8 protein-coding genes are annotated in these 14,795 nt (G+C 73.7%); 5 read left to right on the forward strand and 3 right to left on the reverse strand.

From position 1 onward, the window contains the following. Positions 1 to 140: 140 nt before the first annotated feature. On the forward strand, positions 141 to 1,139 hold the full coding sequence (locus EDD40_RS01230) for an RNA polymerase subunit sigma-70 (protein WP_123741249.1): 999 nt from the start codon (positions 141 to 143) through the stop codon (positions 1,137 to 1,139). 111 nt (positions 1,140 to 1,250) lie between these two features. On the opposite strand, the gene EDD40_RS01235 is transcribed toward EDD40_RS01230, so the two are convergent. Next, a complete protein-coding gene (locus EDD40_RS01235; RefSeq protein ID WP_123747663.1) occupies positions 1,251 to 1,835 on the reverse strand; it encodes a dihydrofolate reductase family protein in 585 nt (194 codons plus the stop codon). Between the two features lie 228 nt (positions 1,836 to 2,063). Here EDD40_RS01235 and EDD40_RS01240 point away from each other — a divergent pair, with 228 nt between their 5' ends. Then, positions 2,064 to 2,627: a hypothetical protein gene (locus EDD40_RS01240; protein WP_148088649.1), complete on the forward strand. Its 564-nt coding sequence runs from the start codon at positions 2,064 to 2,066 to the stop codon at positions 2,625 to 2,627. Between the two features lie 677 nt (positions 2,628 to 3,304). Continuing rightward, positions 3,305 to 10,591: a type I polyketide synthase gene (locus EDD40_RS01245; RefSeq protein ID WP_123741251.1), complete on the forward strand. Its 7,287-nt coding sequence runs from the start codon at positions 3,305 to 3,307 to the stop codon at positions 10,589 to 10,591. Between the two features lie 75 nt (positions 10,592 to 10,666). Here the strand turns inward: EDD40_RS01245 and EDD40_RS01250 are convergent, their stop codons facing one another. Both EDD40_RS01250 and EDD40_RS01255 read right to left on the reverse strand, forming a co-directional pair. Beyond that, positions 10,667 to 11,944, reverse strand: a complete 1,278-nt coding sequence (locus tag EDD40_RS01250) for a wax ester/triacylglycerol synthase domain-containing protein (protein WP_123741252.1) — start codon at positions 11,942 to 11,944, stop codon at positions 10,667 to 10,669. After that, entirely contained in the window at positions 11,941 to 13,062 is a 1,122-nt protein-coding gene (locus tag EDD40_RS01255; RefSeq protein ID WP_123741253.1) for an SDR family oxidoreductase, read from the reverse strand. Before EDD40_RS01255 ends, EDD40_RS01250 begins: the two co-directional genes overlap by 4 nt. 441 nt (positions 13,063 to 13,503) lie before the next feature. Between EDD40_RS01255 and EDD40_RS01260 the strand changes: the two genes are divergently transcribed. Together EDD40_RS01260 and EDD40_RS01265 are read left to right on the forward strand one after the other, a co-directional pair. Next, on the forward strand, positions 13,504 to 14,037 hold the full coding sequence (locus EDD40_RS01260) for a DUF6230 family protein (protein ID WP_123741254.1): 534 nt from the start codon (positions 13,504 to 13,506) through the stop codon (positions 14,035 to 14,037). Further along, on the forward strand, positions 14,034 to 14,426 hold the full coding sequence (locus tag EDD40_RS01265) for a DUF6114 domain-containing protein (RefSeq protein WP_148088650.1): 393 nt from the start codon (positions 14,034 to 14,036) through the stop codon (positions 14,424 to 14,426). Before EDD40_RS01260 ends, EDD40_RS01265 begins: the two co-directional genes overlap by 4 nt. Positions 14,427 to 14,795 lie beyond the last annotated feature (369 nt).

The raw sequence follows: 14,795 nt of genomic DNA on the forward strand, positions 1-14,795 counted from the left end.
CCGCCATCCACGCGGCGGACGAGCCGCACGGGCCGGTACAGGTCCGACATCGATGACGTGCGCAGGGTTCACCGATCAGGAATCCTCCGCCACGTCGTCAGTTCTGGTGACCCGTCACACCGGTGGAAGGATTCACGGCCATGACCGACGAGAGCCTGCGGGGTGACGCCGCCACGGTCGTCGCGGCGGTCCGCTCGGGCGATACGGCCCGGTTCGCGCTGCTCACGGAGCGCTACCGGCGTGAGTTGCAGGTGCACTGCTACCGGATGCTCGCGAACTACGAGGACGCCCAGGACCTGACGCAGGAGACGTTCCTGCGGGCGTGGCACAAGCGGGAGTCGTTCAGGGGCCACGCCGCGCTGCGGACCTGGCTGTACCGGATCGCGACGAACGCCTGCCTGGACTTCCTGGAGAAGCGCGACGACCGCACGCCCGTGCCGTCCGAGCTGCCGGACTCCGAGGTGCCGCACCTGCAGCCCTACCCCGACCGGATGCTCCCCGAAGACCCGCAGGAGTCGGTGGTGGCGCGGGAGACGATCGAGCTGGCGTTCGTCGTCGCCGTCCAGCACCTGCCGCCGCGGCAGCGGGCGGTGTTCATCCTGCGCGACGTCCTGGGCTGGCCGGCGTCGAACGCCGCCGACGCCCTGGAGCTGACCGTCGCATCGGTGACCAGCGCACTGCAACGGGCGCGCGTGACGATGCGCGCGCAGCTGCCCGACCGCCGCCTCGACTGGCGCGGCACCGCCACCCGCGAGCTGTCGAGCGACGAGCGCGACGTGGTGAGGTCCTACATCGACGCCCACGAGCGCAACGACCTCGACGGGCTGATGGGACTGCTGCGCGACGACCTGCGCTTCGCGATGCTGCCCGATCCGGGCACCGTGACCAGGACGGCGAAGGACGCGGTGGACGGCTGGGTCTCCGGTGGGCTCTTCGGGCCTGGCCACGACGACTGGCGCGGTGTCGCCACGACGGTCAACCGCATGCCCGCCGCCGTGCTGTACCTCCGCACCCCCGACGACCCGCGGCACCGGCTGTTCGCCGTCGCGGTCCTGCACGTCGTGGACGGGAAGATCGCCCGGCTCACCGGGTTCGACGCCGCCGACAAGCCGTGGCTGGACCTGCCCCCGACGCTGTGATCGGACACATCACCACCGGGGACGAGTCCAGTGCCCCGGGCGCGGTCACCGAAGTCACCGCGTGACGCGAGCCCCGCTGCCCCGCCGGCACCGCCGGCGGGGCAGCCGTGCTCATCGCCTCGTCTCGTACCGGGTCAGCACCACACCGCCGGGGAAGGTCCGGGTCTGCACCAGGGTCAGGTTCACCCAGTTGTCCAGGGCCGTGAAGAACGGCGTGCCGCCGCCGACCAGGACCGGCGCGGTGACCAGGACGTACTCGTCGATCAGACCGGCCCGCATCGCCGCCGCGGCGAGCGTGGCGCCGCCGATGTCCATGGGGCCGCCGTCGTCGGCCTTGAGCCGGGTGATCTCGGCGACCGCGTCGCCGGTGACCAGGCGGGTGTTCCAGTCGACCGTGCTGATCGTGGAGGAGAACACCACCTTCGGCATGTCCCGCCAGCGGCCGGCGAACTCGATCTCCGCCGGTGTGGCCCCCGGCCGCTGGTCGGCGGTCGGCCAGTGGGGACTCATCGCCTCCCACAGCTTGCGCCCGTACAGCGCCAGGCCCGTCGCCCCGACCCGGTCGGACCACCACTGGAACAGCTCGTCGCTCGGCGACGAGTCCGGTCCGCCCCCGCCGCTCCAGCCGATGTCGTCGCCGGTCGCGGCGATGTAGCCGTCCAGGGTCACGTTCATGGCGAAGATCAGTTTCCGCATCGTGCCGGCCTCCCGTGAATCGATCTCACCCATACAGACGGGCGGGGCGCGGAAAGCTGATCGGTGCCCGATCCGCGTCCACGGGCAACCCTCGCGCACCCGACGCGGCACGCGTCGGAGCGGTGACGACGGGTGATGGAGGCCGTGTGGTGGTGCGACAGGGGATGTCGTCGGATTCGGGCCCCACCGGCGGGCGCGGTCGGGCACGATATGTCCCGGAGGTGGGGGATGTTCCGGGTTGTCACGGGGTCTGCGTGCGGGCTGGTCGTCGTCTTGGCCGTGGCGTGGAGCACGCTGGCGCAACCGACGTCGGTGGCCGGCCGGGCCCATCCGTGGTCGGGCAACACGTCGTCAGCCGACGCGGCGGCGGCGTTCGAGCGGTGCGTCGAGCACGCCGGCGACGGGACGTTCGTCATGGGGCCCGCTCACCTGCGCGATGACGGCCAGCTGGTGGTCGGGGCGATCTCGGGCGACACCATCATGAAGTGCGGCGTCGACGAGTTCGGCGTCAGGGTCAGCACCACGGATCCCGCCCGCTACCCGGTCCGCGAGAGGGGGTTCGGCCTTCCCCTGTCCACCGGTTACGACGACCGGCTCGGCGCGACCTTGGTCGGGTACGCGGGCGACGACGTGGTGGCGGTGAACTTCCGCACCCCGGACGGCCGGGTGATCCCCGCGCGGGTGCGGCAAGGCGTCTACCTCCTGGAACTGCCCGCCGAGGCGAACTACGACCACGGCGACCTCACCCACGAGGCCTTCGACGCGACCGGAGCGGTGATCCCCGGCCGTTGACGGTCAGGACTTCGTCGGCGGCCTGCCGTCCTCCGCATTCCCGGACAGTTCCGCCAAGAGCGCGCGTTTTCGGTCTGACCAAGAGCGCATTGCGCAAGTGGTGCGCGGTGTCGAATTGTCGAGTGATCGGCCGGCCGGTCGGGCGGCGACTTGCCGCCTGCGATGAGGAAGCGCTACCTGCGGCCCTGTCGTCGTCATCCGATCAGGGAATGGTCGACGCGCTCTCGGGGCGGCAGAATCGGCGCCTGCAAGGCGGTGGTGGGCGCGGCCGTTTTGCTTCGCCTTCGATCCGCCCGGAGGGCTGCAGGGTGATCCGTGCTCCTGGCACACGCGTCGACGCCGGGCATGGCGGCAGCGTTCGACGGCGTCGCCCGGGAGCCTGTCCGCGCGGCCTGCGTCTGCGCTGCGCCTGCGGCCGAGTTCTCCCTCGGAGATCCTGTGCGGGAGCGATATCCCGACGTCTCGAGGAATTCCGCCGGACGTGATTCGGCGCGGGTGCCCGTCGTGCGGATTCGACACCGCGGATTCCCCGTGCGAGGCACGTGACGGCGGCTACCGGGTGCGCTTGTCCTTCGTGTCGAGTCGCTGACGAGTCATACCCGTCCGAGTGGCTGCCGCCCCGCGACCGCGTCAGGTCGGTCCTGTCTTGAAAGCCACCGATGCATGGAGAACAGCGCATGAGTCCGAACTGTCCGACGGATGCCGTGGCGATCGTCGGCGCAGCGTGCCGGCTACCCGGCGGCATCGCCGACCTCGACCAGTTGTGGACCGCCCTGTCCGAGGGGCGTGACCTGATCGGGGAGGTTCCCGAGGGCAGGTTCGACCCCGACCGGTTCTTCGACCCGGACCCGCTGCGCCCGGGCAAGAGCTACTCCTTCGCCGGCGGCTTCCTGCCGGACGTCAAGGGGTTCGACGCCGACTACTTCGGCATCTCCCCGCGCGAGGCGGCGGCCATGGACCCGCAGCAGCGGATGCTGCTGGAGATGGGCACCGAGGCGCTGGACGACGCGGGCCTGGACCGGCGCGACCTGGCGGGGTCCGACACGGCCGTGTTCCTCGGTGTGTCGGGCACCGGCTACGGCCTGCTCCAGTTGAACGACCTCCGCAGCGTCGACGTGCACGCGATGATCGGCGGCACGGCCTCGATCATCGCCAACCGGCTCTCGCACGCCCTCGACCTGCGCGGCCCCAGCATGGTGGTCGACACCGCCTGCTCGTCGGCCATGGTCGCGCTGCACCAGGCGTGCGAGGCGGTGCGCGGCGGACGCAGCGCGCTCGCGCTCGCCGGCGGGGTCAACCTCCTGATCGACCCCATGACCTTCATCGGGTTCTCCAAGGCGATGATGCTCTCGCCGACCTTCCGCTGCCGCTCCTTCTCCGCCGACGCCGACGGGTACGTGCGGGCCGAGGGCGGCGGGCTCGTGGTGCTCAAGCGCCTGTCCGACGCCTTGGCCGACGGCGACCGGGTGCACGCCGTCCTGCTGGCCACCGGCACCAACACCGACGGGCGCACCAACGGCCTGGCCATGCCCAGCGCGCACGCCCAGGCCGACCTGCTGCGCGGGATCTACGGCGGGCTCGGGGTCGACGCGGACGACCTGGTGTACGTGGAGGCGCACGGCACCGGCACGCCCGTCGGCGACCCGGTCGAGTGCACCGCCCTCGGCGAGGCGCTGGGCCGCCGTCGCCAGGCGGGTCCGCTGCCGATCGGCTCCGTCAAGACCAACCTGGGGCACCTGGAGAGCGCGTCCGGGATGCCGGGCCTGTTCAAGGCGATGCTCGTGCTCCGCCACGGGGTGGTGCCGCCGTCGCTGCACGGCGAACGGCCCAACCCGGACATCGACTTCGCCGGGCTCGGACTGCACCCGGTGTCGCAGCCGCTGCCGGTCGGCCCAGGGGTCGTCGGCGTCAACAGCTTCGGGTTCGGCGGCACCAACGCGCACGCCGTCCTCGCGCCCGCGCCCGTGGCCGGCGACACGCCCCGGCCCCCGGGCGGCGCGCTGCCGGTGGTGGTCTCGGCCCGTTCCGGCGAGGCGCTGGTGGCGGCGGTGGGCCGGGTGCGGGACCGGTTCGCCGCGGCTTCGGCGGAGGAGTTCTACGACCTCGCCTACACGACCTGCCTGCGCCGCACCCCCGACGCCCACCGGGTCGTCGTGGTGGCCGCCGATCCGGCGGAGGCGGCCGACCGGCTCGACGCGGCGCTGCGCGGCGACCACGAGGTCGCCGCCGCGCTCGACGTGGCGACCACCCGCGACGGGGTGGCGTTCGCCTTCTCCGGCAACGGCTCGCAGTGGTTCGGCATGGGACGTGACCTGTCGGCCGCCGAACCGGCCTTCCGCACGGCGGTGGCGGAGGCGGACGCGGCCCTGGCGCCCCACCTGGGGTGGTCGGTGGTGGAGGAGCTGGCCGCGTCGGAGGACCGGCTGCACGACACCGCCTTCGCCCAACCGCTGTTGTTCGCCGTCCAATGGGGACTGGTGGCGCTGCTGCGCGAACGGGGGGTCGTGCCGTCCGCCGTGCTCGGGCACAGCGTCGGCGAGGTGGCCGCGGCCTGCGTGGCCGGCGCGCTGGACCTGGACACCGCCGCGCGGGTGGTGGCCGAACGCAGCCTCGCCCAGTCGCGGACCGCCGGCGCCGGTCGCATGGCGGCGGTCGGCCTGCCCCCCGAGCGGGCCGAGGAGGTGCTCGCCGAGTTCTCCGGCCAACTGGCGCTGGCGGCGGTCAACAGCGCCCAGGACGTCACGGTCGCCGGTGACGCGGGCGCGGTGACCCGGCTGGTGGAGAAGCTGATCGCGAACGACGTGTTCGCCCGCGAGCTGGACCTGGACTACCCGTTCCACAGCCCCGCGATGGACGCGATCGAGGACCGGGTGCGCACCGGCCTGGCCGACGTGCGCTCCGCCGAGCCCGGGATCCCGATGCTGTCCACCGTCACCGGGATGCCGGTGCGGGCCGGGGAGCTGGACGCCGACTACTGGTGGCGCAACGTCCGGCAGCCGGTCCTGTTCCACCAGGCCGCGTCGGCGCTCGCCGAGCGGGGCGTCGGCGTGGTGGTGGAGATCGGGCCGCACCCGGTGCTCACCGGCTACCTGCGCCGCACCGGCGGCGAACCGCTCAGGACGGTGGTCACCCTCAACCGCGGCGGCACCGGGCGGGCGTTGGCGGAGCGGGTGGTCGCCGGCGTGTCGGCCGCGGGCGGCGCCCTGCGGTGGAGCCGGTACTTCCCCGACCGCGGCCGGGTGCGCGACCTCCCCGCCTACCCGTGGCAGCGCGAGGAGCACTGGAAGGGCGCGCCCGAGACGTGGCTGCGCACCAGCGGCACCGGACGCCTCGACCACCCGCTGCTGGGGGAGCGGATGCCCGTGCTGGAGCCGACCTGGTTCGCCACCGTCGAGCCCGCCCGCACACCGTGGATGGCCGACCACCGCGTCGGCGGGTCGGTCGTGGTGCCCGCGACCGGGTACGTCGAGATGGCGCTGGCCGCCGGCCGCCACGTGCTGGGCGACGGGGTGGAGGTGACCGGCCTGGACATCACCCGCGCGATGGCGCTGTCCTGGCTGCCGACCATGGACGTCCGGACCCAGGTCTCGCTGTCCGACGAGGACGGCCTGTTCCGGGTGGCGTCCCGCCAGGGTGACGACGGCGACTGGACCCTGCACGCCCGGGGCCGCGTCCGCCGCCTGGTCGCCGACGCCCCCGTGGCGCCGCGGGAGCCCACCGAGCCCGCCGAGCACATCACCGCCGCCGGGCACTACGCCGCCTGCGACCGGGCCGGCATCACCTACGGCCCGGCGTTCCGGGGGCTGCGGGAGATCCGCGTCCGACACGACGAGGCGTGGGCGGACTACGAGTTCCCGCTCGCCGGCGACGACCACGAAGTCCACCCGGCGCTGCTCGACCTCGCGCTGCAGGCGGGCATCCCGCTGCTCCGGCTCGACGCGCCGGACAGCCGGGCGTACCTGCCGTCGTCGCTGGCACGCGTCCGACGGTGGCGTCGACCCACCGCGCGCGGACGCATCCACGTCCAGGTCCGCTCCCGCACCGCGCGCGAGGTGTGCTGGGACATCAGCGTGCTCGACGCCGAGGGCGAGGTCGCCGTCGAGCTGACCGGGTGTCGGCTCCAGTCGTTCGGCGCGGTGCTGCGACCGGGGGTCCAGCGACTGGAGACGGTGCTGCGCGCCGCCCCGCGCCCGGGCGAGGAGACCCGGCGGTGGCCGCTGCCGGCACTGCCCCCGGTCACCGTGACCCCGGCCCCCTGCCACGCCGCCGTGCGGAGCATGGCCACCGAGGCCGGGGCCCTGTCCATGGTGGCGGCCGTCGAGTCGCTGCTGCCCGGCCGGGTCGCTTTCACCACCGACGACCTGCTGGCCGCCGGCGTGCTGCCCGAGTACCGGCGGCTGGTCGACGTGCTGCTGCGCTCGGCCGCGGCGCACGACCTGGCCCGCGCCGACGGTCCGCTCTGGCACCTGACCGGTTCCCCCGACCCGGAGGGGTTCGCCCGCCGGCACGACCGGCTCCCCGAGGCCGCGGCGCTCCTGGCCCTGCACGTCGAGAGCGGCCTGAACCTCGTGGACGTCCTGTGCGGCCGGGTGGACCCCCAGGACCTCGTGCTCGGCGACACCGAGGTGACCTCCTACCTCCACGACCTCAACCCCGTCGCCGCGGGCTACAACGGGGCGGTCCGGGAGTCGGTGCGCGCCCTCGTCGACGGCTGGCCCGCGGACCGCCCGCTGCGCGTCCTGGAGGTCGGGGCGGGCACCGGCGGCACCACGGCGTTCGTGCTCCCGGTGCTGCCCGCCGACCGCACGCGGTACGTGTTCAGCGACGTGTCCGGCGGTTGCCTCACCGCGGCCCGCGCCAGGTTCGGCTCCTGGGACTTCGTGGACTACCGGACGTTCGACCTGGACACCGACCCCGACCAGCAGGAGTTCCCGGACGGCGGGTTCGACCTGGTGATCGCGGCCAACGCGCTGCACGCGGCCACCGACCTGCGCGCCGCCGTGAGCCGTGTCGCGCGGCTGCTGTGCCCCGGCGGGCGCCTGATCGCCGTGGAGTCGCACGACGTGGCGATGCTGGCGCTGACCGAGGGGCTCTCACGCGGCTTCTGGTCCTGCACCGACGTCTCGCTGCGGCCGGACTCGCCCTTCGTCCCCGCGGCCGCGTGGCCGGAGTTGCTGCGCACCGGCGGGTTCGACCGGGTCGACGTGGCCGAGGACGGCGGGTTCTCCGTCCTGACAGCCGCGGCCGGCGGCACCGCCACCGCCCCCACGGCGTCGACGACGACGGCGTCGTGGGTCGTCGTGGTCGAGGACCCGGAGGACCGGGAACGGGCGGACGCCGTCGCGGCGGCCCTGCGCGGGGCGGGAGCCGGCACCACGGCGGTGACCGCCCACACCCCCGACTGGGAGGCGGCCGCGGCCGGCGCCGACGGTGTCGCCGTCGTGCTCGGGGGCGCGGCGGGCGACGCCGCGGACCGCGCTGTGCGCGCGGCGGCCATCCTGCGGGGGATCGGCGCCGCGGCCACCCGGCGCGACGGCGCCGAGCCGCTGCCGCTGTGGGTCGTGGCACGGCCCTCGGGGGCCCTGCCCGCTCCCGAGTCGCCCGACGCCCCGGTGGATGCCGCCACCTGGGGCGCCTCCCGGACCCTGGCCAACGAGAACCGCGCCGTGACCGTTCGGCGGGTCTCCTGGGACCACGGCGACGATCCCGCCGCCTCCGCCGGGCGGCTCGTCGCCGAACTGCTCGACCCCTCCGACGAGGACGAGATCGTGCTCACCGCGTCCGGTCGCTTCGTCCCGAGGACGGTGCCCGCCCGCACCCCGACCCGCCTGGACGCGGCCTCCGCGCGCCTGGTCGTCCGCGAACCGAGCCTGTTCTACCGGCTGACGTGGGTCGAGCAGGAGGTCCCGGAACCCGGCGCCGGGCAGGTGGTGGTGCGGGTGGCGGCCGCGGCCCTGAACTACCGCGACGTCATGGTGGCCACGGGCCTGCTGCCCCCGGCCGCGGAGGCGGGTGCGGGCATCGACTCGGCGTCGACGCTCGGGTTGGAGTTCGCGGGCGTGGTCACCGCCGTGGGGCCGGACGTGCCCGGCGTGCGGCCAGGCGACCGGGTCTTCGGCATGGCGCCCGGCTCGTTCGCCTCGCACGTGCTCACGCGGGTGGAGCAGATCGCCCCGGTGCCCGACGGCATGTCCTTCACCGAGGCCGCCACGGCGCCGGTCGCCTGGATCACCGTGCACCAGGGCCTGCGCCGGCTGGCCCGACTGCGAGCGGGGGAGACGCTGCTGGTGCACGGCGCGGCGGGCGGCGTCGGGATCGCCGCGATCCGGCTGGCCCGCCGGACCGGGGCCGCGGTGATCGCCACCGCCGGCTCGGAGCTCAAGCGGGACTACCTGCGCGCGATCGGGGTCGACCACGTCGTGGACTCCCGCAGCGTGAAGTTCGCCGACGACGTCCTGCGGATCACCGACGGGCGCGGCGTGGACGTCGTGCTCAACTCCCTCAGCGGCGAGGCACTGGTCCGCGGCCTGGAGGTGCTGGCGCCCTGCGGCAGGTTCGTCGAGATCGGCAAGCGGGACATCTACCAGGACTCCCGGCTGGCCATGCGACCGCTGAGCGACAACATCAGCCTGTTCACCGTCGACATCGCCAACCTGGCGTCCCACGACCGCGGCTCGGCCGTGCGGTGCGCCGAGGAGGTGTTCGCCGCCGTCGCCACCGGGGAGTACGTGCCCCTGCCGCACCGGGTCTACCCGGTGACGCGCATCGACGAAGCCTTCAAGCTGATGCAGCACTCCCGCCACATCGGCAAGGTCGTGGTGTCGTTCGAGGAGGCCGTGCCCGTCGAGCGGGCGCGTGGCCGGCTCGCGCTCGACCCCCGGGCGACCTACCTGGTCGTCGGGGGGTTGAGCGGGTTCGGCGCGGCGACCGCGCGCCGGCTGGTCGACCGCGGCGCCCGGCGGCTGGCGCTGGTCGGCAGGCGCGGCCCGGTGCCGGCCGAAGCCCGGGACCTGGTCGAGGAGCTCATCGCCCGGGGCGTCCGGGTGGACGTCCACGCGGCCGACGTGACCGACCGGCCGGCCATGGCGGCGGTGCTCGCCTCGATCTCCTCGGACCACCCGTTGCGCGGTGTCGTGCACGCCGCGATGGCGCTGGACGACCGGCCGCTGGAGGACTTGGACGACAGCGCGTTCCACACCGCGTTGGACCCCAAGCTGCGCGGCGCGCTCGTCCTCGACGACCTGACCGACGGGCTGGAGCTGGACTTCTTCGTCCTGTACTCCTCCGCCGCCGCGCTGGTCGGCAACTTCAAGCAGGCCAACTACGTTGCCGGCAACCTGTTCCTGGAGGCGCTGACCAGGGCGCGCAGGCGGCGCGGACGGCCCGCGCTGGCCGTGCAGTGGGGCGCGATCGCCGACACCGGGTACGTGGCGCGCGAGGCGATGGGCGAGCAGTTGACGAAGCTCGGCCTCGCGCCGTGCCACTCCGACCAGGCGTTGGACGCACTGGAAGACCTGGTGTGCGTGCCGGAAGGCGACGTCGTCGCCGTGGGCGACTTCCGGTTCGAGCAGGCGGCCACGGCGTTGTCGGCGTCCGCCTCGCCCCGGCTGGCCGGGCTGCTGCCCGAGGACACCGGTGAAGCGGGGCAGGAGCTGCGCGACCTCCTGCGCCGCATCGACGACTTCCCCCGCGCCGAGGCGTTGCAGCTCATCGAGGACGTGCTCGTCACCGAGCTGGCCGCCATCATGCAGACCACGCCCGACCGCGTCGACCGCACCAAGACGCTCAGCGAACTCGGCGTGGACTCGTTGATGGGCATGGAACTGCTGGTGGTGCTGCGCCACAGGTTCCAGTACCAGGTGTCACCCATGGAACTGATGCAGACCGGCGGCCGGATCTCGGCGATGGCCGAACCGGCCCTCGACCACCTGATCCGGATGGCCGCCGCGGAGCGCGCGCTCTGACCGTGACGCGGAAGCGCCCGGCGGTGAACGCCGGGCGCTTCCGGTCCTCGACGAGCACCGAGGGGGACCAGCTCCTCAGTCGAGGGCGTCCTCCGGTTCCCGGCTGGTCTCGACGACCTCCAGCCGGTCCAGCTCGTCCACGGCCTGCTCCCACAACCGGCACAACGCGTCGCCGCCGGGCAGCGCCGGGTCGACGGCGAACCCGACGCAGGTCTGGTCGGCGTACGACACCAGGAACGCACCGAGGGGATGCCCGCGCGGGATGAAACCGAGCGGCACCATGCCCGTCATGGGCGTGCCTTCGTAGGCCAACGCCCGCCGCGATCCGCGCACGTTGCTGGCGAGCAGGTCGATGTGCCACCGCGAGAACGTGAGCCGCAGGAGGGCGCTGACCAACCAGACCGGCAGCGCCCGGGACCCGGCGGCCCCCGTGGCGACGTGGCCGCTGCGCTTGCTGATCGCCGTCGCACGGGCCAGCGCCCGCAACCGGCGGCGGGGATCGGGTTCGTCGCACGGCAGCGCCACCCTGAGGTTGACCACCTTGGCCGACGGCTCGTCGTCACCGTCCCGCTCGTGCAGGTCGGCGGGGACCAGCGTCCAGACCGGTCGCGGACCACGGCGCCACGGCGTGTGCGGCCACTCGCGCAGGACGGTGGTCAGCGCGGCCAGGAACACGTCGTTCACCGTGCACCCGTGGCGGTCGGCGACCCCGCGCAACGTCGCCAGGGGAACCGCGGTCCACTCGAAACGCCGCGCGCCGCTGCCCTCGAAGGCGAACGCACCGGTCGCGACCGGCAGGAACCGCAGCGCGTAGCGCAGCAGACCGCGAGCGACGCGGACGAGGTCGGTTCCCCGCCCGCGCCGCCGAGGCCGCCGCCGGGGCTCCTCCGCCGACGCGCGCCCCAGCACGCGACAGGCCACCTGGATCAGCGAGGCGCCGTCGAGCAGGGCGTGGTGGGCCTTCACCAGCACGGCCCACTCGCCCTCGGCGTACCCCTGGATGAGCCAGCACTGCCACGGCGGGGCGCCCGGCGGCAGCTCCTGCGCCATGACGGCGTCCACCGCGGCCCGCAACCCGCCCGGCTCGGCCTCCCACACCCGGCCGTGCAGGTCGGGGTCGAGCGCCGGGTGGACCACCCACCGCGACCGCCGTCCCCCGCCGTGCGGCACCAGCGCCAACGCGGGCACGGCGTCGGTCCAGGACGTCACGAAGCGCCGGCCCTCGTCGAGCGGGGGCGGCGTTCCAGTGAACAGGGTCAGCCCCCCGATCTGCAGGTTCACCGGCGTCGGGCGCGACCCGTAGGCGAAGAAACCGGCCTCCAGGCCGGTGAGCGGCCTGGCCTGGGGCGTCATCGGGTGATCTCGGCCAGCCGGGAGCTGTCGCGCAGACCGGACAACAGGTAGCCGGCGCCGATCGGCGTGGTGCCGGCGGACGTGCCGAGCACCCTGCGCACGTGGGTGTCGTCGTAGCGGCGCCGGTGCGCCAGGTAGGGCAGGAACCCCGACGTCAGGGACGGCATGTGCTCGTGCAACTTGGCCTCCAGCACGGTCATGCGGACGGGCACCTCCTGGACGAGGGTGAAGCGGGTGCGGGAGAGGTCGCGCAGCGCGTGCTGGACGTCGGCCACCGTGACGTCGCGGTGGTGGACCACGTGGTAGGTGTCCACACCGCGGTCACGTCGGGCCTGGGCCAGCTCGACCATGGCCGCCGCCGCGTCGTCGACCGGGATGAGGTTCAGGTGGGCGGAGGGCGCGCCGGGCAGGCGGATCGGACCCTTGGTCGAGGCCAGGAGCACCTTGTCGAGCGGGGTGGCCTGCTTCAGGATCGCCTCGATGGCGCGGGTGACCGCCTGGAGCGGGTGGGCGGGCAGCTCCGGTCGGGGCGCCCGGTCGTCGACCAGGATGCTGGGCCGCAGCACGACGGCGGGGCGGCGGTGGGCGGTGGCCCAGGAGTGCACGAGCAGTTCGGCTTCGTACTTGGACTGCTCGTAGGCGTTCTCGAAGCCCCAGGAGCCGTCGAGGTCGTCCTCGTACACCACCCCCGTGCGGCGGCCACCGGCCACGAAGGCGGTGCTGATGTGGCAGAACAGGGGGTCGCGGCGGCCGGCGGCGGCCAAGGCCAGCACGTTCCGGGTGCCTTCGACGTTGACCGCGCGAACCCGGGAGAGGCTCGCTTCCAGGTCGATGTCGCCCGCGCAGTGCCACACGGCGTCGAGGCCGTCGGCCAGCTCCCGGAAGGCGGCGGCGGACAGCCCCAGGTCGGCCCGGGAAAGCTCGATCTCGACGACCCGCAGGCGCTCCGCGAGGCGCGGTTCGGGTGTGCCGACGGCGTGCAGCGCACGCGCTATCCGGTCGACCGGGTCGGCGCCCCCCGCGCGGGTGAGGACCGTGATCGCCCCGTGCCGGGACAGCAGTTCGCGCACGAGCCGGGTACCGAGGAAACCCGTGGCACCGGTTAGCGCAACGCGCATGGGACACCCTCTCGTGACCTTCGGTTGACCGACTGCGGACTTAATCAGGACGATCAAGCACCGGCAAGCTGCGCGCCACCTTCGAGTGGCACACCAAAGGGTTACGGTGCAGTCCTCCTCGGGCTCCACGCCCAGTTCCAGCGTGATCGCCGAGCCCGACAGTGGACGCGGATGCCTGTGAGGCAGAGATGTCACGTCACCCCGTGTGTGCACAGTGGACAGCTGCACGATGGGATGCCCCGCCGACTCGTGCCTGCGTACCGCGGTCACCGCAAGTGGTTGCCCTTCATGCCAACGGGGAATGGCCCGTCATCCTCCCCGCCCGTTAGGTTCGGTGCCGGCCCGCGGCACTCGGGGCCGTTGTCCCGTGCTCGAGTACCTGAGGAGTCTGATCCGGTGGATCGCGGTCGTAGCCGAGGGCGCACGAGCTGGAAGCGTTTCGTGGCGGTGCTGGTGCCGGCCGGGTTGGTGTCGGGGGCGGTGTTGACCGGTGTCGCCCAGGGAGCGATCGGGGTGTCGCTGGCCACCGCCGGCCAGATCACCCTGACGGTCGACCGGGTCGAGTCGGAAGGCTTCGAGATCATGCCCTCGGTGTCCACCTCCGGGACGGCGGCGTTGGTGGTGCGCCTGCCCTCGGCGGAGGTGTCGGGGTTGTGCCAGACCTCGACGGTCGACCTGCCGGTGATCGGCGCGATGACCACGGAGCTGCGGGCGCGCCAGGTGCACGTGACCGACCTGGTGCTGGAGGTGCACGACCTCGGCGGCGCGCTCAGCCTCGACGAGTTGCTGGTCGGGCGGGGCGCGGATCCCGACGGCGGCCGGGTCGGCCATCGCGCGGGGAAGGCGGTCCTGGGCCGCATGACCATCAAAGCCGAGTCGGTGACGGCACGCTCGTTCGCCGCCGAAGGGTTGCAGCTGGGCCACCGCGACGGAACGCAGGGGTGCTCGGGCTCACCGAGCGGCGACGGGCGGTGAGCCGCTTCGGCCACTGGCGGCGCTCCTGCCCCTTCACCGCCGGGGTGCTCGCCGTCGTGGCGGCGGTGGAACTGGTCGCCGCGGTGGGCCTCTCCGCCGGCGTGGTGGTGCTCTCCGGTTCGGGCGCGGCGATGGCCTGGCTGTTCGCGGCCCTGCTGCTGGTCGCGGGGGTCACGCTGCTGGTCAACCCGGCCCTGCGCCACTTCGCGGGCGTCGTGGCCCTCGTGGTCGGCGTGGCGAGCCTGGTGCACGCCAACCTGGGCGGCTTCCTCCTGGGCTTCGCCGCAGCCGTGGTGAGCGGAGCGCTGGCACTGTCGTGGGTTCCGGTCGACGACCCGACCTCCGAGCCGGAGCAGCCGAGCTCCGCCGTACTTCCGGTCGAGCACTGACCCGCCGAACCCTTGGCTCTGGCGCATTTCGGTGGTGGTGTCACCCGAGGAGGATGCGGTGCTGGCTCGTCCGTTGTGGTGATCGCGGCGGTGACGGCGTCGATGTCCTGGTCGATGCCCCCCGCGCGAAGGAGCGCACGTGGGTGGATCCGCCAACGATCACGGCAACCCCGCTCCCGTCACGGCCTGGGGCCCACCGCGTCACCACCGGCAGTGCGCCAGAGCCGATCTTGAAACAGGTCCCCTCCACCCGGTGGTGAACGGTTCGAGCGCGCTCACGACGCCTCGGAGGTGGGGTGCTCGCCGGCAGCGGCGGTTCGCGTCACGCCGGTCGGGGTTTCCGCAGAATCGCGGGAACCGGATGGCGTT

This window comes from Saccharothrix texasensis, assembly GCF_003752005.1.
Lineage (GTDB): Bacteria > Actinomycetota > Actinomycetes > Mycobacteriales > Pseudonocardiaceae > Actinosynnema > Actinosynnema texasense.